Below are 24,665 nucleotides of genomic sequence, written 5' to 3'. Positions count from 1 at the left end.
CTCACTTGTTGACTGTCTATGTCGCGTCGACCTCAATTGAGGTCTGGCAGAAAAAAACATCTGCCGTTGGCGGCTCGCTGCCGGCGTGGCGAGCCAAGGTGTTGACGCCGTTGGGACGTCAACCTGAGACAAGTTCTAACCAAAGCGTCACATCGAGGGAATGACCGTTTTGTCATAAGGACGTAACGAAAAAGATGCTATGGCCATAAGTAACAGCGTATTTGCTGAGCGCTTCGTGGCCAAACCCCGGTATGATCGGCACCGCGCTGCATGATGAGGTTAATCCTTTAGTGAGAATGACCCACGTTTACACTGGGGCATTATTCGACGAAGGGTTGCTTTGAGTCATTTTGTTGCTTCAACTTTTTTCTCTGTCCCGGCATCTAAGCTCTTTAATTCGAGCAGCAGGGATGGAACGGCACACCTTCGTGCCACGCGGGCGCTCTCACAGAAAAGCGCCTGATTGAAAACCGGATCGGCAATGCGTTGCCGGTTCACTCAGCCAAAGGCTCTGAAATTCCAATGTCCGATCAATTCGAAATCTTCCTCACATGCCCCAAAGGCCTTGAAGGCCTTCTCATCGAGGAAGCCGTCGGGCTTGGCCTTGAAGACGCACGCGAGCACACCTCCGCCGTGCGTGGCATGGCGACCATGGAAACCGCCTATCGCCTGTGCCTCTGGTCGCGCCTGGCCAACCGCGTGTTGCTGGTGCTCAAGCGCTTCGCGATGAAAGACGCAGAAGACCTGTACCACGGCGTGCTCGACGTCGAGTGGCAGGACCACATGCTCAGCGACGGCACCCTGGCCGTCGAGTTCAGCGGCCACGGCTCGGGCATCGACAACACGCACTTCGGCGCGTTGAAAGTCAAAGACGCCATCGTCGACAAACTGCGCACCCCGCAAGGCGACCGTCCGTCGATTGACAAGCTCAATCCGGACCTGCGGATTCACCTGCGTCTGGATCGCGGCGAAGCGATTCTGTCCCTCGACCTGTCCGGCCACAGCCTGCACCAGCGCGGTTACCGCTTGCAGCAGGGCGCTGCGCCGCTGAAGGAAAACCTTGCGGCCGCGATCCTGATCCGTTCCGGCTGGCCGCGCATTGCTGCCGATGGCGGCGCGCTGGCTGACCCGATGTGCGGTGTCGGTACGTTCCTCGTCGAAGCCGGCATGATTGCCGCCGACATGGCACCGAACCTGCGTCGCGAGCAGTGGGGCTTCACCGCATGGCTGGGTCACGTGCCGGCGCTGTGGAAAAAGCTGCACGAAGAAGCGAGCGAGCGCGCCGCTGCCGGTCTGGCCAAGCCACCGCTGTGGATTCGCGGTTATGAAGCCGACCCACGCCTGATTCAGCCGGGCCGCAACAACGTTGAACGTGCCGGCCTGAGCGAGTGGATCAAGATCTACCAGGGCGAAGTCGCGACCTTCGAGCCGCGCCCGGATCAGAACCAGAAAGGTCTGGTGATCTGCAACCCGCCGTACGGCGAGCGTCTCGGTGACGAAGCCAGCCTGCTGTATCTCTACCAGAACCTCGGCGAGCGCCTGCGTCAGGCCTGCCTGAACTGGGAAGCGGCGGTGTTCACCGGCGCGCCGGAGCTGGGCAAGCGCATGGGCATTCGCAGCCACAAACAGTATTCGTTCTGGAACGGCGCGTTGCCGTGCAAGTTGCTGCTGATCAAAGTCACGCCTGATCAGTTCGTCACTGGCGAGCGTCGCACTGCGGAGCAACGTCAGGCCGAACGCGAGCAAGCGGTTTACGATCAACTGCCGGACGAGCCGCAAGAGCGCAAATTCAACAAGAACGGCAACCCGATCAAACCTGTGCCGGCCCCGGCGCCCGTGGTCGAGCAGGCGCGTTTGAGCGAAGGCGGGCAGATGTTTGCCAACCGTCTGCAGAAAAACCTCAAGGCACTGGGCAAGTGGGTCAAGCGCGAAGGCATCGATTGCTACCGCGTCTACGATGCGGACATGCCGGAATACGCCATGGCCATCGACCTGTACCACGACTGGGTGCATGTGCAGGAATACGCTGCGCCGAAGTCGATTGATCCGGAAAAAGCTTCGATTCGCATGTTCGATGCACTGGCGGCTATTCCGCAGGCGCTGAACATCGACAAGAGCCGCGTCGTGGTCAAGCGCCGCGAGCGTCAGAGCGGCACCAAGCAGTACGAGCGCCAGGCGGCGCAGGGCAAGTTCAATGAAGTGACCGAGGGCGGCGTCAAGCTGCTGGTCAACCTCACCGACTACCTCGACACCGGCCTGTTCCTCGACCACCGTGCGATGCGTCTGCGCATTCAGAAAGAGGCGGCCGGCAAGCGCTTCCTTAATCTGTATTGCTACACCGCGACCGCCAGCGTGCACGCGGCCAAGGGTGGCGCGCGCAGCACCACCAGCGTCGACCTGTCGAAAACCTACCTCGACTGGGCGCGCCGCAACCTGTCGCTGAACGGTTTCTCCGACAAGAACCGTCTGGAGCAGGGCGACGTGATGGCGTGGCTGGAAAGCTGCCGCGAAGAGTACGACCTGATCTTCATCGATCCGCCGACCTTCTCCAACTCCAAGCGCATGGAAGGCATTTTCGATGTGCAGCGCGATCAGGTGCAGTTGATCGATCTGGCGATGGCGCGCCTGGCGGCGGGCGGGGTGTTGTACTTCTCCAACAACTTCCGCAAGTTCCAGCTCGAAGAAAACCTCGCCGAGCGTTACGCGGTCGAGGAAATCAGCGCCCAGACCATTGATCCGGATTTCGCGCGCAACACCAAGATCCACCGCGCCTGGAAAATCACGGCTCGTTGACACTCTGAGCACCTGGATCCACAGAGCCTTGATTCTTATAGGCTCGTGGAGCCGTTCAGTGCTAGCAAAGTTAGTGGCTAATAGCTATAAATCTACTCACGGCCTAGGGGGTTTCTCCGAAACTCTGGCGTAGTGAGTTGCCTTTATGTCGTTGCACCCCGTACGCCCGAAGATTCTGGGTTTTATCAGTGAAGATGTCTCGGCCTGGCTGGTCGCGCTGCTGGTATTGCTCGCCGGCGGGATTCTTACGGGGCTGCTCGCCTGGGCCACGCTCAATCAATTCAATCAACAATTGCGTCAGCGCTTTCAGCTACTGGCGAATGAGCGTTACAGCCGCATCGAAGAGCGTTTTCAGGATCAGGAGCAGCGGCTCGACAGCCTGCGCCGGTTCTTCGCCAACTCCAAATCGGTGTCCCGCGCCGAGTTCGACGGTTATACCCATCCTTTATTACTGCGTACCCAAGCCTATTCGTTCGCGCTGCGAGTGAGCGGTGCCGAGCGCGCGCAATTCGAGCAGCAGGTGCGCGACGAAGGTTTGAGCAACTTCAGCGTGCGTGAGCTCGACGCTCAAGGGGCGCTGCAAATTGCAGCTGCCCGTGATGAATACGTGGTCGTGCTGTACAGCCAGACCCAGAGTCGGCTCGGCTCGCCGCTGGGTTATGACCTGCTGGCGCAGCCGCTGAGGCGCTCGACCCTGGAACGCGCCGATCACCTCGGTAGCCTGGCGGTGTCGCAACCGATGCATCTGGTGAGCATCGAACCGGCCTACGCGCGCGGCGTGCTGCTGGTGGCGCCGGTGATTCGCGAAGGCGAGCAGAAGTCGTTCGGCTATGTGATGGCGGTGATCAGCATGCGTCAGTTGCTCGCCGATGGACTGCCGGATGCGTTCCACGATTACCTGTCGGTGCGCATTCTCGATCTGTCCACCAGCGACGAGCATGAAGCGCTGTTCGAATCGAGCAACGCGCCGGCCCCGAGTGATCTGTCGGCCACGCGCCTGTTGCGCATGGCCGATCACGACTATCAGGTGGATATCGCGCCGAGCGAGGCGTTTGTTCAGGCCAATCATTCGTCGATCAGCAGTGTGGTGGTGCTCGGCGCGCTTCTGAGTCTGCTGCTCAGCGCGCTGTTATATGTGCTGGTCAGCCAGCGTCAGCGCGCCTTGCGGCTGGTCGAGCAGCGCACGCAAGAGCTGCACGCCAGCGAACAGGAACTGCGCGGCACCCACGGCCAACTACGCGGCGTGCTGAACGCGGCGACCCAAGTGGCAATCATCGCCACCGACCTGCGCGGGGTGATCAGCACCTTCAATCCCGGCGCCGAACAGATGCTCGGCTATCGCAGCGAAGAAGTGGTCGGCCGCATGACCCTGGAGAACCTGCATTTTCCCCGTGAGCTGATTGCGCGCGCGGCGGAGTTGAGCGCGCGTTATGGCAAGAACATTCCGACCTGTCAGGCGATGCTGGTCGAGGGCGGCGAAGTCGGCGGCCATGAGGCGCGCGAGTGGACGCTGATCTGCAGTGACGGCAGCCATCTGCCGGTGAACATGCTCGCCACTCCGCTGCTGGATGAGCAGGGTTTGTGGGTCGGGCATCTGGCGATCTGCATCGACATCACCGAGCGCAAGCGCGTACACGAAGCCCTGGCGGCGCGCGATGTGCTGCTGAAAAAGCTCAGCGCTCACGTGCCGGGCGGCATCTACCAGTTCAAAATGGAGTTCGACGGGCGGTTCAGCGTGATCTACGCCAGCGACGGCATCCGCGAGATCTACGAGCTGGAACCGGACGTGTTGCTGTTCGACGCCGAGGCGATCTTCACTCGCATTCATCCGCAGGACACCGTTCGCGTGCGTTCCTCGATCCGCACTTCGGCGGCGAACCTCAGCCCGTGGCGCGAGGAATATCGCGTGCAACTACCGAGTCGCGGTCTGCGCTGGGTGCGCGGCGAGGCGACGCCGGAAGAACTGCCGGGTGGCGGCGTGTTGTGGCATGGCTATATCTCGGACATCTCCGACCTGAAACGCGTGGAAGAAGAACTGCGCGCGTTGTCGGTGACTGATTCGCTGACCGGGATTCACAACCGCCGGTATTTTCAGGAGCGCCTGACCACGGAGATGGCGCGGGTCGAGCGTGGTGGCGGTGAATTGTCGGTGATCATGCTCGATATCGACCACTTCAAACGCATCAACGATCAGTACGGACATGCCGTGGGCGACCGCGTGTTGCAAGCGGTGTGCGAGCGCATTGGCCATCGGCTGCGCCGGACCGATGTGTTCTGCCGCTTGGGTGGCGAGGAATTCATGGTGTTGTGCCCGGATATCGATGGCGAGCATGCATACATGTTGGCGGTGGAGTTGTGGCAGGGGTTACGCAGCGAGCCGGTCGATGTGGTCGGGGTGGTGACGGCGAGTTTTGGCATCGCCAGTTGGCGAGTGGGCGAGGGCGCGGATGCGTTGTTGCTGCGCGCCGACTCCGGCGTGTATGCCGCCAAGCAGCACGGGCGGGATCGGGTTGAGCGGGAGATGAATTGAAATTGAGCACGGCGCAAATCCTGTGGGAGCTGGCTTGCCAGCGATAGCGTCCGTCCAGCCAGCACATGTAGTGACTGACAAACCGCCATCGCGGGCAAGCCCGCTCCCACAGTGTTGTGTGGTGTGGTTACAAAACTGACGCAGTCTGTGCCAATCGCGGCTGTTTATACAGATCCAGCAGCACCTGATCCAGCACCGACGATGCGCCAAACGGGGCCTTGTCGTTGAGGATCGCCACCACCGCCCAGGTGTTGCCATTCACATCACGGCTGAAACCGGCAATCGCCCGCACGGTGTTCAAAGTGCCGGTCTTGACGTGGGCTTCGCCGCGCATCGCCGTGGTCTTCAGACGTTTGCGCATGGTGCCGTCAGTGCCGGCAATCGGCAGCGAGCTGATGTACTCGGCGGCGTACGGGCTGTGCCACGCGGCTTGCAGCATGGCTGCCATCTCACGGGCGCTGACGCGTTCGGCACGGGACAGCCCGGAACCGTTTTCCATCACCAGATGCGGCGCAGTGATGCCTTTCTTCGCCAGCCACTGACGCACGACGCGTTGCGCAGCCTTGGCATCATCGCCATCGGCATCGTTGCGGAATTTCTGGCCGAGGCTGAGGAACAGCTGCTGGGCCATGGTGTTGTTACTGTATTTGTTGATGTCGCGGATGATCTCCGCCAGATCCGGCGAGAACGCGCGAGCCAGCACTTTGGCGCTGCTCGGGGTTGGCGCCAGACGATCGCGGCCCTGAATGCTGCCGCCCAGTTCCTTCCAGATCGCGCGCACGGCACCAGCGGTGTAGGTCGCGTGGTCGAGCAGCGACAGATAAGTCTGCGAGCTGCAGCCATCGCCCAACTGGCCGGCCACGGTCACCGTCACGCTGCCATCGGCCTGCGGCACCGGGTTGTAGCGCACGCCACCGGTGCATTGCTTGGAGTTGATCGCTTTGACGGTGTTTTCGATTTTGATGCTGGCAATCGGTGGCTCGACCGAAATCAGCACCCGACCGCCGTCGTTGCGTGCAACAAAGCGCAGGGCCTTGAGGTTGACCAGCAGCGAATCCGGTTTGACCAGGAACGGTTTGTTCTCGTCATTGCCGTCGTCGTTGAATTCCGGCAGTTGCGGCTGCACGAAGAAGCCGCGATCCAGCACCAGATCCCCGGTGATCTGAGTTACGCCGTTGGCGCGCAGGTCGCGCATCAGCAGCCAGAGTTTTTCCATGTTCAGCTTCGGATCGCCGCCACCCTTGAGGTAGAGGTTGCCGTTGAGGATGCCGCCGCTCAGGTCGCCGTCGGTGTAAAACTCGGTTTTCCACTGGTGATTGGGGCCGAGCATTTCCAGCGCTGCGTAAGTCGTGACCAGTTTCATGGTCGAGGCCGGGTTGACCGAAACATCGGCGTTGTACACGGTCGGGTTGCCCGGACCATCGAGTGGCACCATCACCAGCGACAGCGCATTGGGCTGCAGCTTGCTGGCTTTCAGGGCTTTTTCGACGTTGGGGGTCAGGGCAGTATTGATAGTGGCAGCGGAGACAGACAGGGCCAGCGGCAGAAGAAGGCCGGCGAGGAGCAGAGGACGCAACGATTTGATCATATGAAATAAAACCCTACAGCCGAGGGGAAAAAAGACGAGGACATGGATGAAAAAGCCCTCAGTGGTCATGAAAGTGTCGGCATTATGCCCCAAGGTGTTACCGCTTGTGCCCGATCTGGGGCGGCTAATCGGCGATTTTTTTACCGGCGGTCACACGCACGTCCCACAGAGACGGGCAAAACGCGGCTTAAACTGCTAAAGTGCCGGCCGTTATTACTTAAGAGGATTGTTCCAATGGCGACTAACCGTTCCCAGCGTCTGCGCAAAAAACTGTGCGTCGATGAATTTCAAGTTTTGCTAATTTGCGCGTAATCCCCAAAATCTTGCCAAAAATGCACCTGACTTTCTGCCCCTTCTTCTGAGCTCCCATCTCGGCAGTTCACTCCCCCGCAACGACATCAAGCTCAAACTCAATTTCACCTCCGGTAGATGCCGCTATGGTAGTCACGCCTCCGAGTGACCTGTGCCAGCCTCTCGCTAATTCTTCTAGCTTTGCCCCCCAGTTCCTCAGATGCACTTCAAATCCTGAGCCCAAGGTATTTCATACCGCCAATGCTTGGTGGGTTAGTTGCAATTGCTTCTGACATGCGGGCCGAGATTGATCGTACGATACTCAGAGAACCCATTTTCTAAGCGCAGGCTATCTTCCGTAGATCAAGATTTCGTATAGACGGATCAAAATTTCAGTCACGGTGACTCCAATCGAGGAGGGCTGGTGATTCTGGGTGGCGTTTTTCTAGGCTAGGCGACAGGGGTTGTAATAGTGATCGCAGCAGGAAGCTTGGGAAGCTTAGGGGGGGGCTACGATTTGGGTACAAAACAACGGATTGTCCTGAGCCAGAATCAAAAAGGGCCATCACGATGGATGGCCCTTTGAACATCAAGCTACCGGATTGATCGGCTTTTCCGGGTACCAGACGTCGATCAGCGGGCTGACGGTTGCTTCAGTCAGTTCGCTGCGGCCCTTGAGCCAGGTTTCTACAGCAGCACGCTGCTCTTCAGAGACCGAGCCGCGCTTCTGCAGGCAAACCAGACCGAAGTCGTCGCCGCCAACATAGCCCAGGCCATTGGCTTCCATGGCTTCTTTCAGGAACGCGTCGAGGAATGCATCGATTGCCTCGTCAGCCAAATCTTCCTTGAAGTCCAGGTTCAGCTCGAAGCCCAATTCCTGGAACTCGTCTACACAGAGCTTTTTGCGCAGACGCTGGGAGCGGTTAGTGGCCATGAAACAATCCTCTTAAGTAATATCGCCGCGCATCTTACCAGCTAAGAGACATGCCTGCCTGACTGAGTGCGGCTGTACGTGTGGCGAAGCGAGGTAAAGCGACCGTCGTGGCAATATTCCTGTGAATTCTGTTTTCGACTGTCAAGCTTAGGTGCGAATGCAGATGTGGAGCGATTGAAAAGTGCAGTGGGCGAAAGGTACATTCCAAGCGATGATGACCATTATCGCTGAAGTAGACTGACGACATTATGGAACGTTTAGCAAATGGATTGATTCCTCTGGGGGGATAATGAGGGGGTTAGGAAAGCGCCTGATGGCCGGGCGTCTGGAAGTACATTACCAAACGGGTGTAACGGTTCTGAATGAGAGCGGCGAAGCGACAGACCTGATCCCCGTCCAAGACATGGCGTTGTCGGATTGGGGCTTCGTATACGAGCGATGGGTAGGACTGGAGCTTGAGCAGCAAGGATGGGAGGTGGACTATCGTGGTCTCACTCTGGGTCTCCTCGACAAAGGTATCGACCTTGTTGCGTTTAGCGAGGGTAGAACTCGATTCCTGCAATGCAAATTTATACACACGCCATTTGGAAAGCAGACGATTGAGCAGGTTCTGTACAACGGTTCGCAGTATCTGCACAAGCAACAGCTCAATCGAAGCGATGTTTATGAATTGGTTGTGCCCTACCTAGAGAAGGCTTTTCCACCGATACGAAAAAAGAATAAGCCGCTTACGGAAAATTTCCAGATGCGCCGATTTTTAGGGCACAACCAAATTCAGAGCCGGATCCGGCTTTCGATCACCGAGGTTGCAATGGATATAAAGTGCCCTGTCAGAGGTGCTCCAAGGCTAAAATAAGTAGTACCAATCACGAGCTGATGGGTTTATATACATTTTTCAATCTCGCCCCGGTATGACATTTTACTCAGAGAGGGATTTGGATGTTTTTCTTGAAATTGTATTCGAATCTGTCTCCATAAATTGACTTCACAATAACTGTAAAATCCAAACCGTCCGTAAAAGCCGTTCTCATTTTTAGAGCACTGAACGCGCATATTGGAGGGGCATTTTTGCTCAGTTCGATGAGGGCAATTTCTTCGCCTACTTTGAATGAGTCATTTGGGCGAGGCCCCCCGATTGTAAGGCAGCCAGAGCTTAACCCTAAGGGGTGCAAAGCAGCTCCGAATTTCCCCATATCTCCTTCGGAGACGGTTTTTCCATCAACAGTGACTTCAAGTTTTTCCACAAATGCTGGCCCCATCCCATTGTTGATAAGGTAAAGCCCCTCTCGATCTGCCTTCTGGTCATTGCTGTAGTACGCGTTTATACGAGGCTCCAGCGATACATGATTGTGCGTACGCTGTACGTCCCCCTGCCAGATAGAAAAGCCTAGCGCGAATAGTGCAATTGAAACAGTAGCTATATTTGCAGTGTGTTGTTTCATGTGGAAATTCATAGTTAAGTGGGTGGAGCCTATATTATCGGACAGTCTTCGCCATTCTTGAATTTTAGCGTGTCAAAAGAGGCGTTAAGATGAGAGATCATATCTGTGTCTAGCAAAAAATTTCCTATACTATCCACAATGTAGAGCAGCAGCACCAAAAGGAAGGAGGCAGTAGTATGAAACAATATCAAGGAGCTGTTTTTTTCGTAGACATGTTGGGGGTGGGGGCGTTAACTCAGAATCTGATCCCTTTGGATGAGCAAGATTTTAACGCCTGGCGAATGGAAACATCTCCACTTCCTTCAGCTAATCTGTTTTGTGGGAGGCTTTTGACTGAATTTCGTTCTTGCTTGGCCAAAGTCAAGGGCTCTCATCGACAGGTCAAAATCGCTCAGCTTTCTGATTGCGCATATATGTGGTCAGACAACGTTCTTGATGTTCTTGAGGCTGCTCGTACCTTTATGTGGGGATCAGTTAGCGCTGGGCTGCTGTCCAGAGGGGGATTATCTTATGGGGAAATTGTTGAACCGGATAAGATTAACCGAGCGATAGGTCAATTTGTACTAGGTGGTGCGGTGACGCGAGCAGTTGGTTTAGAAAAAGCGGGTAAGGGATGTAGGGTTTTTATCGATGATGGCATATTGGAGCACTTGTTGAATTTACCTGGCAGTCCGTTCAAGAATGGAGCTGTTAAATCACTAAAAAACCCACTGGATGGATCGGTCGTTAAAGAGTTTTGCTGGTATGCGACGGGCGGGAAAACTGCGGATTGGAAAGTTGAGCAACATGAAGGGGCCAAACAGATCCTTAGGCTAGTAACTTTGCTCCAATACTCGCCACGTTTTTTCTGGAATGAAGCAAACTTTCATGGGCGCATCCAGCTGGCGTGTAGCATTGATTCAATTTCTGAAATCACATCTGATTTCATTGGTAATGCTAATTACATATTCAAAGGTGATGACTATCTTTCGGAAATTCAAAGCATGACGGGCAAAAAAAACCGGTCTAATGATTTATGTCGGAAAGTAATTGTTGAGCGATCAAAAGATATCGAACGATTTTTTCTGGATGGGAAACAGCATTTTAGTATGGATCTGTGGTTAGAAAGACGATTATCTCAGCTTCCGGCCACGGACTAACATCGTAGTACAGGACAGACGCGAGCAGCATGCACTGATCCATTGCGGCCTGCTCCTACCCAGGCCGTCAATTTCGGTCTTGAACTTAAGATAGCCGTGCAGCCGAGTTTCCTGGCGGCGCCAGTGGTACTGGGTACGCCAGTATTCGACCAGGTTGTGTACTTTGGCCAGCTGTGCGGGTCGACGACGGTCTCGCGATCCGGCCAGCGAATAGCCTCCAGGCGACGCTTCAAGTCGTCGAGTTCAGCCTGCGGAAACTCAATTCTGAAAGCATTCAATTGGGTGGTATCGGACATGGTCGGTTACTGCTTTCACCGCTACATCAACAGCAACTGCGCCGTCGATTGATATGAGATCACTATGCCGTGGCTCTCCGCGAAGATAAGTCAGCAAAAGGGCAACGCTCTGTCGCCCTGACGGAGACAAAACTGACGAGGTTCGATACTTCATTTGCACATGTCACATACTATTTTGCGGTTGGTGTACATCTCCCCTGAAGTGCTATGAGCGTCATGGATTTGGTGGGGGTGATAGTGACGTTTGATGCATTCTGGTGGGATATTCTGACCAATCACATAACACGGCGCTGATCCCAAACTGAGCGCTCGTCTCGTTCGCAATTGTCCCCACGCAGCCAGGATGGTTCTGGCCAGAGACAACTGTTGGCGGTGAGTAAGGTAAGACACAGGAATATCAACTTCCAAAACGGTCGGGATACCAATGGTGCGCAGACGCTGCCTGTAATCTTCATCCGGATTGGAGCGGGTAAGCTTTGTAGCGAGGCCTAACAGGTATTCACTTCCATGGATGACATAGTGGCCAAATCCATTGATCATTTTGCCGTCGTCAGCAGTGAGAAAGATTTTTCCTGGTTCACCTCCAGATTGACTCTGCTAGATAGCTCGGTCGATTTCAGCAGGATCAACATCAGCGAAAATCTCCCTGAATTTACTAGCAATACGCTTGCTGTCTTGCCCTAGAAGCCCATGCGAATAATAAAGCGCGAGGCTTTCAGGGCGACAGCCGTGGAAAGCTTTCACGTGGGTGTAATACTTGGATATTCGTTCGCAAAACGCTGGCACGAGAACTTCATGATCTGGCAACCAGGCCGGATTGTCAGCCCAACATTTTGGTCGTTCGCGTTGCAAGAATTCGCGGGTTTGTTCCGTCAGTAGATCCTGAGCGTAAAAGCGAATCGAGTTGAGCCAACTGCGCCGATTGCGCCAGTCGAGTGTTCGTTCCTTCATTCATCAAGTCCTAGTAAATTCTGTACGCGGGATGCTGAGCCTTTGCGGAGAAGTGTGAGAGTAGGGCGCGGTTCCGCGATGACCCCGAAAGCGGCCGGCGCGATGGCAAGTGTCAGAACAGAGGGTTTTGCAGCCGCACGAGTTGGCTTAATCCTCACGATGCCAATGACGCCGAACCGTCGATTCCGCCATCTCCAGTTCCCGCGCGATATCCGCCTGCGAGAAGCCTTTTTTCTTCAACGCTTGGACTTTCTCTCGGGTTTTTGCCGCTGCAGTGACACCGGGGTGCGGTTTTGCTTCGACATCCATTGGAATGGCGACCTTGAGTAGCGAGATTGACTGAAGATCTTTTTTGGCGAACTCCAGGACTTCGCTGGCAGTCAGCTCATCCTGCGCCGCGCACACGAGGGCCATAAGCGCGACAGGGCTGAGCTCCATCACTCTGGCGAGCTCGATGATAGCTTCGAGGCTGGGCGAGGTTTTTCCATTTTCGATTTGGCTCACATGGGACTGAGTGATATTTCCACTCATTGCTTCCTGAGTGAGTCCTCGCTTTTTCCTCAAGACCTTTAGCGCTGCGGCGAATGCGGTGCGCACAAACATTTTTCCGTTCCGTTAAAACAGAGTTGTATGCCCCGTTTGCTATCCGTCACTCAAATCTATATATTTATATTGATGGCGGTATGGGTTCGGTGAGCCCGTTGATGGCTCGCGAAATCCGACCATACCTCTGGGTTTGCTCTTTCAATTTAGCTGTAAATCGAGATCAGGCCATTGATCAAGCTTCACGTGCTGTCAGATCTGCACAACGAATTTTCGTCCTATCAGCCCGTATCCCATGGCTATGACGTGGTGATTTTGGCCGGTGACATCGACGTGAAAGGACGGGGAGTGGAGTGGGCGAATGAGACGTTTGATCTCCCTGTGATTTACGTGTGTGGAAATCATGAGTTTTACAAAGGACACATCGATCACACTCTTCACAAGATGAAGGAAGCCGCCTTACCGCACGTTCACGTCCTGGAAAATGAGACCTTTATTTGGAATCAAACGCGGTTCCTTTGCACCACTGGCTGGACTGATTTTTCCTCGACTGAAAACGTAACTGCGGCTACCCAAACAGCATGGGATTGGATGAATGATTTTCGTGTCATTCGCACTGGAGAAAACTATCGCCGGCTGCGCCCGTCCGACCTCATCAGCAGGAATCACGATTCCTTCGCTTGGCTTTCCAAGGAGCTCTGTGAGCCCTTCGATGGCAAAACTGTCGTCGTGACGCATCACGCACCTATACCCGAAGTAATGGGTGATAAACACGAGGGACATTTGAGTGCTGCCTACTCAAACCGTTGGCACGCGCTTCTGGATAAAGCGGATCTATGGATTTTTGGGCATACACACCGCGCAGTCGATATCGCGATGGGTAGCTGTCGTGTGGTCTCTAACCCTAGAGGTTATCCAGGTGAGCGGACGGGCTTTAATCACGGCTTTGTAATTGATCTTCAGTGAGAGCGCTCATCCCTCTGGGGGGTTATGGCGTCTGGCGCAGCTATGTTGATCGTTTAGGAGGACTGAAAGATGTGTGGAGTAGAGAACGAAACACGATCCCTGGCTGGCAGTTCAAGCGAGCTACTTGATGACTGAGCGACAGCTCGCATTGTCTCTTCCGGCAGAGGTCGCGGCGGCTATGGAAAAGGATTTTGGTGTGAGCATCACGGCGTTCCTCTTCGCAGCCGTCGACAGTCCACCCGTCATCATGGGAACGATTTATGGCGATACCTCTGGCCGTTTTCGAGAGGGTGCGAGCATGCGAACGTCCCGCATATCGGGCGTCACCTTCATTGACGGTTATGCATTATTTCAAACCGTGGCAGGTAGCAGATACGTGATCGTCAGTTGGGCGTTTGGCGGCGGCAATCTCTACATGAATCGCATCTATCACTGAGCGAACTGCGGGTACGGATACGCGGATCGAAAAGACTCTCGGGCTCTCCAGATGGCAACGGGTATAGGGAAAAAAATCCCTGTCTGGTACTCATGGGAAGAGCAGGTTAAAGCGAAATTATGAATACAAGCGTTACGGATATAGACCTGCTAGGCGATCTACTTTTTGGGCCTGCGCAGCCTCTTAGTGGATCAAATCTGAGCAACGATGAGTTGATCGAACTAGCCGCTGAGAGCTTCACAGAAAAGCCATTTTGCATCGTCAGACGATGGATGATTTTGGATGTGATGCTCCCAGAGTTTCAGGAGCGAGAAATCAAAGCTCAGGGGCTTGAGGCAACGCGTTTGTACGCTCAATCATCTGAGTTCGACAGCGAAAACACTTACCTGCCTGGCGACAGCATTCTCAGTGATTTCCAATGTGAATTTGATGGCTTCATTTTTGAAAGCAAACACAGGATCTTCATCTTGGCCGGCCGAGGCGCGCGCAAGCATGTGAGTTTGCCCACTGTCGAGGCATTGGCCGCTGACATAATGCGAGCAGAGAAAACCTATGGTTGAACATCTATTGCCGATCCTGCGCGATCGCTATCCGGAGTTTTTCTCCCACGCACCCCTGCGCGAGATCGGATGTCTGCCAGGCTGGCTGGGTTTGCTAGATGAACTGTGTGGCGCGCTGACAACCTACCTGAAAGCTCTCCCCGAGGTGCCTCAAGTGCGGGCGCGTCAGGTGACGGAAAAGTTCGGGGGATTGCGGTTTTATTACTCGGGTGGTGATGCGACGTGCCGTGAGTTGATCGCTCGTGCAGAAGAAAGGTCGTTGGCTATCTGCGAGGTCTGTGGCGGGGCTGGGAAGTTAGGAGGGGAGGACTGGCTCCGCGTACGGTGCCTTGATCTCGTCAATTGGTTACCGCCAAGCGACTGCGCATGAACTCTCGGAAAGCTCCTTGTTGAATCCATGAAAACAGACCTTTGGGACACTGTGAATTCGCCTTCGCCAAGCATTGAACTTCACGACATCGTTCGGAGCAGTATGCCTTCTCCCTCATTTCAATCTCTTGCCGAGATGTTGTGTATCGATGAAGAAAGGAATGTGATGTATAGACGCGTTATGGTGTGAGGCCAGTGTCTTGCGTGATTCTGATGGTGCTACTCATAACAGTGCCTTCGCGCATAAGGCTAAACGCCGTAACGCTTGTTGCCACCTGACGTAATGCAGTACCGACCGCCTCTAGGCCCGATACAGACGGTTCCAGAAGAACAAGGGCAAGAGGATCCATAACCCGGCGCTTGCCGAGAAGTAGGCTGAGGAGCAGGTCTCGCCTGAAGGGCGGGTTCCGGCTTGGAAACTGCGTAGCAGTTAGCCCCGTAGCACAGGCTTTTGGACGATAGCCATTTAGCTGGCTGGCCATCTAAGCTGATGCGAACCCAATCATTCATCTTTTCGAATACTTGTACCTTCTCGCCGCGTTTTAAGGTGGAGATGACCTTGCCACCTGGCTGGTTGCGCAAGTTCAACTTATCCGCGTTTACGAACTGATCGACTGGTGGGGTCTGTGCTGGCTGGGTTGCTGGTAATGGAGCAGAAACTAACGTGTTCGGCGTGGTCTGTTGGCTAAGAGGAGCTGGACGCGTATCTTTTTTCCCAATGGCCCAGAGGACTGCGAACAGAATCAAAAGCGGGATAAACCATGACTGAGATTTTTTACGCATATCCTTTGCCCTCGTTCAGCTCGCTCCAGGCGGCTGCTTTCCAACGTGCGGTAGTGACGTTACTGCGAGCTTAGCCAAGCCTCCACTTTGCGCAGCCTGCCAACCTTGAAGAACTTCGGCTTTGCCGCGTCTAGTATCTCGAGTATTCGTTGTTTCTCTGATGGGGATGGGAACCACTCATCAATCTCGACATTGCAGTGAGCAGAGTCGCTTAGTGCCCATTTCAAGATCATGTCCGCTGCAGCCCTGTAGTGATCCGCCATGTACAGCCGCCGTCCTTCAAAAGACCAGCCAGGCTCAGCTAACTGATCAGTGACGTCAGTGATACCAAGGTCGCCAAAGTAGTCGGTGGTGTCGGGATAATGAATGCCTGCCAATGACACCTTGGCCACCCCGGATTCCCGATCAAAATAGGAAAAGAAATGCCATCCGCCCGTGGTGCTTCCAAGGTTTGGGAAATTGATAGCGGATTTTCCAGTTATGTAGTGCTGGCGAGAGACGCGTTTGAGATCTAGATCGAAAAGAGGCTGGGTCACGGCAGCTTGTTGAGCCGGGCTAAGCCTTGTTTGATATGGCCGGCATTTTCACCAATGCCCCACAGTGCGCCTCGCACATTTTCTCCGACCTCCCCAAGGCCCTGAGCTTCGACATGGAGCGTTAACTCCATCAAAGCCGCCTCCAGGGCGAGCTGATTCTGATACATCCTTTCCAGCACATCTGATAACGAGTATTCGTTTGCCATTTTCCTTCTCCTCTCCGTGGAATCATCTGAGCATATCCGTTCTGGAACGACCTAGGGTATCAAGCGCATCTCGCGTAGTTTGTCGAACACATCGAAAAATGCTTGATCGCTCGCCTGGTAGGCAGTGAAGCCCATGGCACGGCTTTTCGACATATCCGTGACAACTTCGATTGGTCGACCAAGGTCTGCATCGGTGTGCCATGGGGACACCAGGCGACCAATATCGGATTCTTTCAAGCCGTGCTCCGCGACTATTTGCGCCCATACGGCTTGGTCGTCAGCCATCTGCTTCTCAAGTGGGGATAGTGAAGCGGGATAATCGGCGGCAGGTAAGTCGAAGTATTCGGCAATTCGGCTCCACATCCATTTCCAACGAAATACATCGCCATTAGTGACGTTGAATGCCTGGTTGGCTGCAGCCGGCGTGGTGGCCGCCCACAGTTGTTGTTTCGCCAACTGCCGGGCATCCGTCATATCGGTAAGGCTGTCCCACTGCACTCTTGATCCTGGAAACACAAAAGGGCGATTGGTTTGTTTGCAAATCGAGGCATAGACGGCGAGGGTGGTTGCCATATTCATCGCATTGCCTACAGCAACCCCAGTAACGGTATGCGGGCGATGAACGCTCCAAGTGAAGCCGTCCTTCTCAGCAGCGGCGAAGAGTTCGTCCTCCTGGGCGTAATAGAAATTCTCGACATCCAGACGACCCTGCTCTTCGCGGAACGGTGTTTGCGGAAGGCTGCCTTTACCATAGGCTTCGAATGGGCCGAGGTAGTGTTTCAGACCAGTAACCAGCGCTACGTGCTGAACGCTCCTAGCTGGGCGAATGGCAGTGAGCACGTTGCGTACCATGGCGGCATTGACGCGAATGTTCTCGGCTTCTGTGGCTTGCCGTGACCATGTTGTAATGAACACATTAGTAGGTTTAAAACCCGCCAGCGCTTGTTCCTGCGAAGCAGGATCCTGGAGGTCTGCCGCGACCGGAATCACGCCTTGCGCTTGCGACGGGTGCCTGGACAGCGCGGCGACCTGCCACTGGTTGTCGATGAGTAACTGTGTGATGGCGCTGCCGACGATGCCGCTGGCGCCCACGACCAAAGCTGTCTGGGTCATACGTTTCTCCTGGATTTAGGTTTGGGAGTCCTCCTAAGCAATGGAGGTTCAACCTAACCGGATCTCCATTGGCGTACCTTGTATGCCAAGCGTTTCACTCGCATCGAATCCGCTTGGTCATCTACCTTCGCACCTTGGATGATTACTTGGTGTTTCAATTTTTTCTCAAACAGGCGAGAGGCTGAAAAAGTGAGATCAGGCGTACGCTCGCCAGCGCAGCCCTTTGTTCTCTTCTCGGGTGACAATGGCAAGGCTCATCCTCAATGTTTTTCTCCATCACGGTGATTCAATGACGCGGAAATTGAGCCTTTAAAAATATATGCGACTAAACTGCGTGCAGTTGTTATAGAAAACGGCTATACATTAAAAACCTAGCATATACGGACTTAACCTGCGGCATCTGGACGATAGGTTGTGTTTGAGGCGAAAGGTCAAGGAGGGCGTATGAAGCTAACCATTAATGTCTTTCTCCTTAAGGCAGGTCGTAGCCTTCGCGACGCGCTCTCCGATGAAGTTAGACTAGACCCGATTCCATTCTCACTACCCGGAGTGGAGTGCCTTTTCTATCACCAAACAAACGCATCCCATCCCAAGTGGACGCAGCTTTTCAATGATATTGAACAAGTTGCGGAGCTAGACCTCCACGGTCGCTCGCTCAAGGCGCTGATGGTGATGGCTGTACGTGATCGCATTTTTTGTTTCACATTTGGGCATGCGCGGCACCTTATCGACGGTGCCGGGATTGAGCGCTATTTTGGCCTTCGTACCGCACTAAGCCTTACAGACCCGCTGTTAATAAAATCTGTGGAAAAGTCAAATATTGATCGGACACCTCTGCGCTCGAAAGCCCAATCTTCGAAACATATGACGATATCAGAGTTCGACTTCAAATTTGACTCGGAAATTCTAAAGTCGCTCACGGGAGTCATTGAAGGTGAGAACGATGAAAGCGAATACGTGAGCGGTTCGGATTCGTTGGCCTTGCATTCGGATGTCAGACTGGAACAATTTCCGGACATTGCCTCAAGATTACTGGTTGCCTATGAGGACGAGCGCTGCAAGGAAAAATATCCCTGGATGGACTATATAGTTCCGGTACGAGACGCTGCCCTTATGTCTCAGCTTGATGGGTTGTTGGTTGATGCCATTAACGCAGAGGATTTCGATCGGGTTCGTGCCGCTGCGCCCATGCTTTTAACAGATGACGTTAGCGGTTTCGGCTACGTTCGACGTGGAGCGCGCTCTAAAAATGGGCCCGCGCTAAGCTTTGACTTAGATCTTCGACAAGCACTCGTTTCCAAACACATTTTAGGCGCTGTAACGCTACAGTCGCTGCATTCGGAGCGTATCTACCTCTACGGTGGGGATGAGCAGCGACGCGAGTGTTGGCCTTTATACATATGCATTGAAGGTGAAATTGCGTTTCAGGAGAAGGTGTATCTATTAAGCGAAGGGGATTGGTACCAAATTGATCGTGAGTACACTGATCAGGTCAATCGGTATTTTGCAGCAGCTACTCCATCCGAACTGCATTTCCCTCCCTATCGCACTGATCTTGAGGGGCCCTACCTGAGGCGAATTGCAGACAACATCAATTTCCATCTGCTTGATCAGAAACTGGTGCGACTGAACGGGGCCTCAAGCCCCTTTGAATTCTGTGACTTGGTTACACCTGATCACCACATCATCCATGTGAAAAAATACTCATCATCAAGCGTACTCAGTCATCTATTTTCTCAAGCTTATGTGTCCGCCGAAGCGTTGATTAACTCTCCAGACGTTGCGGTTCAGGTGAATGCACATCTTGCGCTGGACGGTGACTTTCGCTTTGTCTTTGATCCGTCTAACCAGCCACGTAACCGCATTGTTTTCGCAATCATGCAGCCCCATGACGTCTTGCACATGCCATTTTTTTCTAAGGTTAACTTCCGACAGTTTTCACAGAGGCTGACTGCCATGGGGTACCAGGTGCAGGTGTGCCGGATACCCAGTTGATTGACTCACCCTCGTCTTGCCGTGGTGTGCAGCTGCGATCACATCGAATTGTCGGAAATGAAAAAGAGGGTGTGATTTGCTTAAGACGAGGGAAATCCGTCCCGGCAGTCACACGAGTCAATACTATCTATTGCAGATTGGAGTTTCTGTCTAAGCTGAGGCAGCTGCGATGCAGTCAGGGCGTGAGGCCTTTTCGCCATGCTTAGGAAGGCTGCTAGAGCAAAATCGGAATGCTTAACCAAGGCAACCAAATGCTCACCCCTTGGGCCGTTACTCCCAGACATCCAGTTTTTCACAGTCCTCTCATCCGCATTCGTCCAGCGCATCAAAGTCTTTGTCGCCTGATGAGTTTCACCAAGCTCTCTATGCAGGGCCAAGGCAATCTCAGCGGCGTATTGTTTTTGGGGCAGAAAAGAATTGCCTGTTTTAGTGAACATATTTCGCTCCTCGGTCTTCTACCTTCTTAAGGGCTATTTTCGAAGAAACGCATTGACTGTTCGCGGCTTGTGACAAGTTAGGTCGGCCGTAGATCAGGACGAGGGTAACGCCCGTGCGGACGCTAATTGAGAGTGCGGATGACATTGACTCGCCTATGGCCTTGGCTGCGGCGTATGTCCGCATGTCCACGGAGCACCAGCAATACTCAACAGAAAACCAGCTCGACACCATCCGACTATACGCGGTAACGCATGGGTTAGAGATCAGCAAGGTCTATACCGATGCCGGCAAAAGCGGCCTGCGCCTGGAAGGTCGAGATGGGCTAAAACAGCTGTTTTCCGATGTGGAGAACGGACGTGCTCAATACTCTACGGTGTTGGTCTACGACGTGAGCCGGTGGGGGCGATTCCAAGATCCTGATGTCAGTGCAAGTTATGAAGTGAGATGTCGCCAAGCTGGCGTATCAGTCCAATATTGCGCCGAGCAATTCACAAACGACGGCTCGCCGGTATCGAATATCGTCAAAAGCGTCAAACGCATGATGGCAGGAGAATATAGTAGAGAGTTGTCGGTTAAGGTCTTTGCTGGGCAATCACGTTTGATCGAGATGGGCTTTCGGCAGGGCGGGCCCGCAGGATTTGGACTTAGGCGTCAATTGGTGGACGCGAGTGGACAGCCCAAAAATGAACTGAGTATCGGAGAACACAAAAGCATCCAAACAGATCGGGTCATCCTGATACCTGGCCCTGCGAGTGAAATCGCGATAGTCCAGCGCGTTTATCAGCTGTTTGTAGAAGAGGGTAGAAGTGAACGGGAAATCGCAGACTGGCTCAATTCGAGTGGTGTAGTCAACGACCGGGGCTCAGCGTGGTCACGCGGCACCGTTCACCAGATACTGATCAATGAAAAGTACATAGGAAACAACGTTTGGAACCACAGCTCCTTCAAATTGAAGCAGACGCGTGAGCGCAATCGTCCAGAAGATTGGGTAAGGGCCAACGGAGTCTTCCAGCCAATTATCAGTGTGATTCTTTTCCAAGCCGCTCAAGCCGTCATCCAGACGCGCTCATACCGTATGCCTGATGATGAGATGCTTTGCGTGCTCAAGGCTATCTACGAACAGAAGGGATATCTGTCGGGACTGGTGATTGATGAGTCAGAAGGGTGTCCGTCCAGTAGCGCCTATCAACACCGATTTGGGAGCTTGCTCCGGTGTTATTCATTGATCGGTTACACGCCTGAGAGGGACTATCAATACATAGAAGCCAATAGGCGCCTTCGACATTTGCACCCGGTCTTGCTGGGGAAAACCACAGACAGAATCTCGGAGGTGGGCGGGCAGGTAATCATCGATCCCAACACAGACCTTATGCTGGTTAACCAGGAATTAGTTATATCGCTGGTGCTCTGCCGTTGCCAAATATCGATCACCGGCTATAAGCGTTGGAAAATTCGATTCGACGTTGGTCTGAATCCAGACATCACCGTCGCCGTGCGTATGAAAGAGCAAGAAGAAGCCGCGCTGGACTATTACATCTTGCCGACCGTGGAAATGGAAGCACCCTCATTGCGTCTGGCCGAAAGTAATCAGTCCAATCTCGAAATCTATAGGTTCGACTCATTGGATATCCTTGCGCAGCTGTCTCGGCGGTCTGCTCATCGGAGGGTGGCATGACGGCAATTCAAAACCATCGTAAAGCGTTGATGCATGTCGCAGAAGAATCATTGATTCGGCTCATTCCGTTGGATGATATTCGCGTGCTCAACCCTAGAATGCGTAACCGCCAGATTTTTGCGAAGTTGGTGGAGAATATCTCTGCATTGGGTTTAAAACGTCCAATCACTGTTACCCCTACCGCCATTGGCGCCGAGACATTTGAAATCGTTTGTGGGCAGGGTCGCTTTGAAGCCTACCAAGCTTTGGGGGAGAAAAGGATTCCGTGCATCGTAGTGAGTGCCAGCGAAACTGACCGTTATCTCATCAGTCTTGTCGAGAATTTGGCCCGCCGCAAACACTCGAATAAAGAACTGCTGTTATCGATTCAAATCCTCTCTGATCGAGGCTATACGCCTCAACAGATTGCCAGTAAAACGTGCTTGGATGTCACTTACATACACGGAATTCTCCTGCTTCTGCGGCAAGGAGAGGAGCGGTTGATCGCCGCCGTAGAAAAGGGGTGGGTTTCAATCTCCATGGCGACGGAAATTGCGCGCTCCGATGATGGAGAAGTCCAGCATGCCATGATGGAGGCATACGAGACCGGTGTGTTGAAGGGCGAGCAACTGATGAAGGTACGACGCCTGGTTGAAAGGCGTAAAGCGTTGGGCAAGCGTTACGGGCAGCAGCCTCACAGTGATAAACCGACAACTCCGCAAAAGCTTTTGAACGTTTATCAAGCGGAGGTGCGTCGTCAAAGAGTGATGATCAAAAAAGCGGATATCAGCGAGCAGCGTCTGCTTATTATCGTTACGACAATGCGTCGGCTGCTATCAGATGAGTACTTCGTCACCTTGTTGCGCACTGAGGAGATCTCGGACATGCCTAAGCCATTGGCAGATCGGGTATTCGGGGAGACTCAATAATGGCCGAGATAAAACAGGCTTTCGAGCAGCGCATCATTGCTATTCCGATTGAACGGATTCTCCCTACTCGCAAGATCGAAAAAATCATTCAGGGTAGTAAAAAATACGCCAGCATTCTCAGTTCGATCAAGGAACTAGGAATAATCGAGCCCTTGGCCGTGCACCCCAAACCAGTGGTGAGTGGTGGGGTGTCAATGTATATGCTCTTGGACGGGCATCTTCGCCTGGAGGCACTGAAGACATTAGGAGGAACGGAAGCTCTATGCTTGATTTCTACTGATGATGAAGGGTTTACCTACAACCGACAGATCAACCGGCTGACACCGATCCAAGAGCATAAGATGATTATTGCGGCGCTGAAGAAAGGAATTGAGGCCACGCGCATTGCCCAAGTGCTGGGGATCAACGTGGATCGAATCCATGAGAGAGAGAACCTGCTCAACGGCATCGCGCCTGAAGTGGTGGAGATGCTCAAGGTTCGAATGGTCGCTCAGGACGTTTTTCGCGCTCTTAGACAGATGAAGCCCATTCGGCAGATCGAGACTGTGGAAATGATGATCTCGGCTAACTGCTTTACTCAAAATTATGCTCGGATGGTGTTGGCCGCGACTCGCCCAGAGATGCTCGTGGAGAAGAAGAAAAAACAGGGGGCGGATGTCAGCTCTGTGGATATTGCTCGCATGGAGCGTGAAATGGAAAACCTGCAGCATGATTACAAGCAGGTTGAGGACACGTTGGGTGAAACGATGCTGGTCTTGGTCGTCGCAAAAGGCTACCTGGCACGCCTGCTTCGCGATGAAGCCATTTCCGCTTACCTGAAGCGGCATTACGCAGAACTGCTTGAAGAACTGCAATCCATCATGGACGCAGTCACTTCAGATGCCCGTCATCTTGAAAGAGAATGACGGTACCTCACCATCACACCGCCAGATCTAGTTGCAGCCTCCATTTAAGCAAATCCTCGGGTAATCGCTCTGCAGGAATCGTCTGAATGATTCCCCTTCAACAGGTGGGGACGATGTCCGTTCACAAGTGCAACTTTCGTCGGGTCTGCTTCAAACAGTACTGACGTTTTACCTGCAAGACGCTGCCCTTCACGTAGTACCCCTGAAGCATCAGCGCCCAATCATTACGGGCGCAAGAACCCGACACTGTCGACCTTGCGGGTTCTTACGTGACTTTGTTAAAGCTGTTCTACGAGGATCTGGAGGGCGATCGTTCCCAGTGTCTCTAAGGCAAGCTTCCAAATTTTCCTTCCTCGGGCACTGTCATTGGCGCCCGCCCTTCTGGCTGACGCTTTCATTGCAAAGGCAGTTTTTTCAGACGAAATTCTTGCAGTGCCGCACAGCGACACCTGTCGATAAGGCCTTTCTGCTCGATCCTTCTTCGTCTGTAAGGTTGGTCAGGCTAAGAGCGGGTTTTGTCATCTACCTGCTCCTTCAAGTGCGATAAAAGGGCGTCTCTCAGATCGAGCAGTGCCTCGCGCAGTCGCCGATCTTCACGAGCATCGCCCGAATCCGGTTCGAATGTTTGCGCATGCCAAAGCAAAGCCTCGGCGTCGTTTGTGTTGAGATCAAAGGTGATCATGTCGATCCTTCAAGAACAGTGGCATTAGCAGGCGAACCCATGATTGAGCCTATCGAGTTCTGCTTTCACGACTTCATATCCCACTCGACTGTGAGCCATTTGCAACCGAGAGCAATCACCGGTTTCAACTGTCGGCTGGCTCAGCCAATGATCGGCTTTCACTTTGTTGCCAAAGACCTGCTCAGCTAGACGACGGATCAGTTCTGGCGTCGTTGCGTCTTGGCCGTGATTTTGTTTTGAGTTCAAGAAATGGCCCCTTGAGCAAGCCGTTCGCTTATTGTTTGAAGAATTCCAGCCATCAGCGCCAGGACGTTTTGTTGTAGTTTTGAAACATACTTAGAAGATGGTGTGCATTCGTTCAGCGCATTTTAATGCGCTGTAATCCATCATTCATAAGGTATTGGCGCATTATAATGCGCTGATATCTGTTTTCATTATGGCCAGAGCGGACTTCCAATTGTTCGCTGATGGCGCCTGGATAGACGCGTACAGCCAAAAATCGAGTATTCCTTTCCTCGTGAGGGAGCATGTATTACTGGTTGCCTCGGCTTTGGCTTTGTTGCCAAAGACAGGCTCTGCTTGATGT

General features: G+C 53.6%; 23 protein-coding genes and 1 pseudogene. 12 read left to right on the top strand and 12 right to left on the bottom strand.

All coding sequences use genetic code 11. The features are described from left to right. Window positions 1-522 precede the first annotated feature (522 nt). Together rlmKL and ACP7EE_RS12950 are read left to right on the top strand one after the other, a co-directional pair. Window positions 523-2,793, top strand: coding sequence for a bifunctional 23S rRNA (guanine(2069)-N(7))-methyltransferase RlmK/23S rRNA (guanine(2445)-N(2))-methyltransferase RlmL (gene rlmKL / locus ACP7EE_RS12955; protein WP_426234816.1), 2,271 nt, complete (start codon window positions 523-525; stop codon window positions 2,791-2,793). 145 nt (window positions 2,794-2,938) lie between these two features. Further along, window positions 2,939-5,323, top strand: coding sequence for a sensor domain-containing diguanylate cyclase (locus tag ACP7EE_RS12950; protein ID WP_426234815.1), 2,385 nt, complete (start codon window positions 2,939-2,941; stop codon window positions 5,321-5,323). 127 nt (window positions 5,324-5,450) lie between these two features. Here ACP7EE_RS12950 and dacB read toward each other — a convergent pair whose 3' ends face one another. Together dacB and ACP7EE_RS12940 are read right to left on the bottom strand one after the other, a co-directional pair. Continuing rightward, window positions 5,451-6,911, bottom strand: coding sequence for a D-alanyl-D-alanine carboxypeptidase/D-alanyl-D-alanine endopeptidase (gene dacB / locus ACP7EE_RS12945; protein ID WP_426234814.1), 1,461 nt, complete (start codon window positions 6,909-6,911; stop codon window positions 5,451-5,453). Between the two features lie 880 nt (window positions 6,912-7,791). Then, on the bottom strand, window positions 7,792-8,136 hold the full coding sequence (locus tag ACP7EE_RS12940; RefSeq protein ID WP_258696764.1) for a YggL family protein: 345 nt from the start codon (window positions 8,134-8,136) through the stop codon (window positions 7,792-7,794). A 313-nt stretch (window positions 8,137-8,449) separates the two neighbouring features. Between ACP7EE_RS12940 and ACP7EE_RS12935 the strand changes: the two genes are divergently transcribed. Further along, entirely contained in the window at window positions 8,450-8,992 is a 543-nt protein-coding gene (locus tag ACP7EE_RS12935; RefSeq protein WP_426234813.1) for a hypothetical protein, read from the top strand. 67 nt (window positions 8,993-9,059) lie between these two features. Here ACP7EE_RS12935 and ACP7EE_RS12930 read toward each other — a convergent pair whose 3' ends face one another. Beyond that, window positions 9,060-9,578 carry a hypothetical protein gene (locus tag ACP7EE_RS12930; RefSeq protein WP_426234812.1) on the bottom strand — a complete coding sequence of 173 codons (519 nt, stop codon included), beginning with the start codon at window positions 9,576-9,578 and terminating at the stop codon, window positions 9,060-9,062. A gap of 176 nt (window positions 9,579-9,754) precedes the next feature. Between ACP7EE_RS12930 and ACP7EE_RS12925 the strand changes: the two genes are divergently transcribed. Next, on the top strand, window positions 9,755-10,717 hold the full coding sequence (locus ACP7EE_RS12925; RefSeq protein ID WP_426234811.1) for a hypothetical protein: 963 nt from the start codon (window positions 9,755-9,757) through the stop codon (window positions 10,715-10,717). Here the strand turns inward: ACP7EE_RS12925 and ACP7EE_RS12920 are convergent. From ACP7EE_RS12920 to ACP7EE_RS12910, 3 genes and pseudogenes are all read right to left on the bottom strand, one after another. Continuing rightward, window positions 10,691-11,013: pseudogene (locus tag ACP7EE_RS12920) on the bottom strand (epoxide hydrolase N-terminal domain-containing protein). The gene ACP7EE_RS12925 and the pseudogene ACP7EE_RS12920 sit on opposite strands and share 27 nt — an antisense overlap. Window positions 11,014-11,610: 597 nt before the next feature. Beyond that, window positions 11,611-11,964, bottom strand: a complete 354-nt coding sequence (locus ACP7EE_RS12915; RefSeq protein ID WP_426234810.1) for a hypothetical protein — start codon at window positions 11,962-11,964, stop codon at window positions 11,611-11,613. A 147-nt stretch (window positions 11,965-12,111) separates the two neighbouring features. Beyond that, window positions 12,112-12,567 (bottom strand): helix-turn-helix domain-containing protein, encoded by a 456-nt coding sequence (locus ACP7EE_RS12910; protein ID WP_426234809.1) that lies wholly within the window; start codon window positions 12,565-12,567, stop codon window positions 12,112-12,114. A gap of 174 nt (window positions 12,568-12,741) precedes the next feature. Here ACP7EE_RS12910 and ACP7EE_RS12905 point away from each other — a divergent pair, with 174 nt between their 5' ends. The 4 genes from ACP7EE_RS12905 (at window position 12,742) to ACP7EE_RS12890 (ending at window position 14,839) form a co-directional block, all read left to right on the top strand. After that, complete coding sequence (locus tag ACP7EE_RS12905) at window positions 12,742-13,473, top strand: metallophosphoesterase family protein (protein WP_426234906.1); 732 nt, start codon at window positions 12,742-12,744, stop codon at window positions 13,471-13,473. Window positions 13,474-13,600: 127 nt separating this feature from the next. Further along, window positions 13,601-13,909 (top strand): hypothetical protein, encoded by a 309-nt coding sequence (locus tag ACP7EE_RS12900; RefSeq protein WP_426234808.1) that lies wholly within the window; start codon window positions 13,601-13,603, stop codon window positions 13,907-13,909. A 119-nt stretch (window positions 13,910-14,028) separates the two neighbouring features. Continuing rightward, entirely contained in the window at window positions 14,029-14,469 is a 441-nt protein-coding gene (locus ACP7EE_RS12895; RefSeq protein ID WP_426234807.1) for a DUF6957 family protein, read from the top strand. After that, complete coding sequence (locus tag ACP7EE_RS12890) at window positions 14,462-14,839, top strand: hypothetical protein (RefSeq protein ID WP_426234806.1); 378 nt, start codon at window positions 14,462-14,464, stop codon at window positions 14,837-14,839. The genes ACP7EE_RS12895 and ACP7EE_RS12890 overlap by 8 nt, the downstream gene beginning before the upstream one ends. A gap of 248 nt (window positions 14,840-15,087) precedes the next feature. Here the strand turns inward: ACP7EE_RS12890 and ACP7EE_RS12885 are convergent, their stop codons facing one another. From ACP7EE_RS12885 to ACP7EE_RS12870, 4 genes are read right to left on the bottom strand one after another with little or no spacing between them, the layout of a single operon-like run. After that, a complete protein-coding gene (locus ACP7EE_RS12885; RefSeq protein ID WP_426234805.1) occupies window positions 15,088-15,621 on the bottom strand; it encodes an SH3 domain-containing protein in 534 nt (177 codons plus the stop codon). 59 nt (window positions 15,622-15,680) lie between these two features. Continuing rightward, a complete protein-coding gene (locus ACP7EE_RS12880) occupies window positions 15,681-16,157 on the bottom strand; it encodes a hypothetical protein (RefSeq protein ID WP_426234804.1) in 477 nt (158 codons plus the stop codon). After that, window positions 16,154-16,363: a hypothetical protein gene (locus ACP7EE_RS12875; protein ID WP_426234803.1), complete on the bottom strand. Its 210-nt coding sequence runs from the start codon at window positions 16,361-16,363 to the stop codon at window positions 16,154-16,156. The genes ACP7EE_RS12880 and ACP7EE_RS12875 overlap by 4 nt, the downstream gene beginning before the upstream one ends. A 51-nt stretch (window positions 16,364-16,414) precedes the next feature. Continuing rightward, window positions 16,415-17,476, bottom strand: a complete 1,062-nt coding sequence (locus ACP7EE_RS12870) for an SDR family oxidoreductase (RefSeq protein ID WP_426234802.1) — start codon at window positions 17,474-17,476, stop codon at window positions 16,415-16,417. A 444-nt stretch (window positions 17,477-17,920) separates the two neighbouring features. Between ACP7EE_RS12870 and ACP7EE_RS12865 the strand changes: the two genes are divergently transcribed. From ACP7EE_RS12865 to ACP7EE_RS12850, 4 genes are all read left to right on the top strand, one after another. Next, window positions 17,921-19,471 carry a TIGR04141 family sporadically distributed protein gene (locus ACP7EE_RS12865; protein WP_426234801.1) on the top strand — a complete coding sequence of 517 codons (1,551 nt, stop codon included), beginning with the start codon at window positions 17,921-17,923 and terminating at the stop codon, window positions 19,469-19,471. Window positions 19,472-20,063: 592 nt separating this feature from the next. Next, a complete protein-coding gene (locus tag ACP7EE_RS12860; RefSeq protein ID WP_426234800.1) occupies window positions 20,064-21,584 on the top strand; it encodes a recombinase family protein in 1,521 nt (506 codons plus the stop codon). Between the two features lie 29 nt (window positions 21,585-21,613). After that, on the top strand, window positions 21,614-22,492 hold the full coding sequence (locus ACP7EE_RS12855; protein ID WP_426234905.1) for a ParB/RepB/Spo0J family partition protein: 879 nt from the start codon (window positions 21,614-21,616) through the stop codon (window positions 22,490-22,492). Beyond that, window positions 22,492-23,397: a plasmid partitioning protein RepB C-terminal domain-containing protein gene (locus ACP7EE_RS12850; protein WP_065614949.1), complete on the top strand. Its 906-nt coding sequence runs from the start codon at window positions 22,492-22,494 to the stop codon at window positions 23,395-23,397. The genes ACP7EE_RS12855 and ACP7EE_RS12850 overlap by 1 nt, the downstream gene beginning before the upstream one ends. 502 nt (window positions 23,398-23,899) lie before the next feature. On the opposite strand, the gene ACP7EE_RS12845 is transcribed toward ACP7EE_RS12850, so the two are convergent. Then, a complete protein-coding gene (locus ACP7EE_RS12845; RefSeq protein WP_426234799.1) occupies window positions 23,900-24,079 on the bottom strand; it encodes a hypothetical protein in 180 nt (59 codons plus the stop codon). Between the two features lie 24 nt (window positions 24,080-24,103). Continuing rightward, window positions 24,104-24,325 carry an antitoxin Xre/MbcA/ParS toxin-binding domain-containing protein gene (locus tag ACP7EE_RS12840; protein ID WP_426234798.1) on the bottom strand — a complete coding sequence of 74 codons (222 nt, stop codon included), beginning with the start codon at window positions 24,323-24,325 and terminating at the stop codon, window positions 24,104-24,106. Between the last annotated feature and the right edge of the window lie 340 nt (window positions 24,326-24,665).

Source organism: Pseudomonas sp. TWP3-2 (assembly GCF_049897765.1).
Taxonomy (GTDB): Bacteria; Pseudomonadota; Gammaproteobacteria; order Pseudomonadales; family Pseudomonadaceae; genus Aquipseudomonas.
Note: the sequence above shows the minus strand (reverse complement) of the source record. Positions and strands in the feature narration are given on the sequence as shown.

Coding starts and splice junctions, on each gene's coding strand:
- ACP7EE_RS12885 (WP_426234805.1), bottom strand. CDS start 15,621: ATGCGTAAAAAATCTCAGTCATGGTTTATCCCGCTTTTGATTCTGTTC.
- ACP7EE_RS12915 (WP_426234810.1), bottom strand. CDS start 11,964: ATGAAGGAACGAACACTCGACTGGCGCAATCGGCGCAGTTGGCTCAAC.
- ACP7EE_RS12925 (WP_426234811.1), top strand. CDS start 9,755: ATGAAACAATATCAAGGAGCTGTTTTTTTCGTAGACATGTTGGGGGTG.
- ACP7EE_RS12940 (WP_258696764.1), bottom strand. CDS start 8,136: ATGGCCACTAACCGCTCCCAGCGTCTGCGCAAAAAGCTCTGTGTAGAC.
- ACP7EE_RS12910 (WP_426234809.1), bottom strand. CDS start 12,567: ATGTTTGTGCGCACCGCATTCGCCGCAGCGCTAAAGGTCTTGAGGAAA.
- ACP7EE_RS12930 (WP_426234812.1), bottom strand. CDS start 9,578: ATGAAACAACACACTGCAAATATAGCTACTGTTTCAATTGCACTATTC.
- ACP7EE_RS12850 (WP_065614949.1), top strand. CDS start 22,492: ATGGCCGAGATAAAACAGGCTTTCGAGCAGCGCATCATTGCTATTCCG.
- dacB (WP_426234814.1), bottom strand. CDS start 6,911: ATGATCAAATCGTTGCGTCCTCTGCTCCTCGCCGGCCTTCTTCTGCCG.
- ACP7EE_RS12890 (WP_426234806.1), top strand. CDS start 14,462: ATGGTTGAACATCTATTGCCGATCCTGCGCGATCGCTATCCGGAGTTT.
- ACP7EE_RS12845 (WP_426234799.1), bottom strand. CDS start 24,079: ATGATCACCTTTGATCTCAACACAAACGACGCCGAGGCTTTGCTTTGG.
- ACP7EE_RS12895 (WP_426234807.1), top strand. CDS start 14,029: ATGAATACAAGCGTTACGGATATAGACCTGCTAGGCGATCTACTTTTT.
- ACP7EE_RS12935 (WP_426234813.1), top strand. CDS start 8,450: ATGGCCGGGCGTCTGGAAGTACATTACCAAACGGGTGTAACGGTTCTG.
- ACP7EE_RS12870 (WP_426234802.1), bottom strand. CDS start 17,476: ATGACCCAGACAGCTTTGGTCGTGGGCGCCAGCGGCATCGTCGGCAGC.
- ACP7EE_RS12875 (WP_426234803.1), bottom strand. CDS start 16,363: ATGGCAAACGAATACTCGTTATCAGATGTGCTGGAAAGGATGTATCAG.
- ACP7EE_RS12860 (WP_426234800.1), top strand. CDS start 20,064: ATGGCCTTGGCTGCGGCGTATGTCCGCATGTCCACGGAGCACCAGCAA.
- ACP7EE_RS12900 (WP_426234808.1), top strand. CDS start 13,601: ATGACTGAGCGACAGCTCGCATTGTCTCTTCCGGCAGAGGTCGCGGCG.
- ACP7EE_RS12865 (WP_426234801.1), top strand. CDS start 17,921: ATGAAGCTAACCATTAATGTCTTTCTCCTTAAGGCAGGTCGTAGCCTT.
- ACP7EE_RS12855 (WP_426234905.1), top strand. CDS start 21,614: ATGCATGTCGCAGAAGAATCATTGATTCGGCTCATTCCGTTGGATGAT.
- ACP7EE_RS12950 (WP_426234815.1), top strand. CDS start 2,939: ATGTCGTTGCACCCCGTACGCCCGAAGATTCTGGGTTTTATCAGTGAA.
- rlmKL (WP_426234816.1), top strand. CDS start 523: ATGTCCGATCAATTCGAAATCTTCCTCACATGCCCCAAAGGCCTTGAA.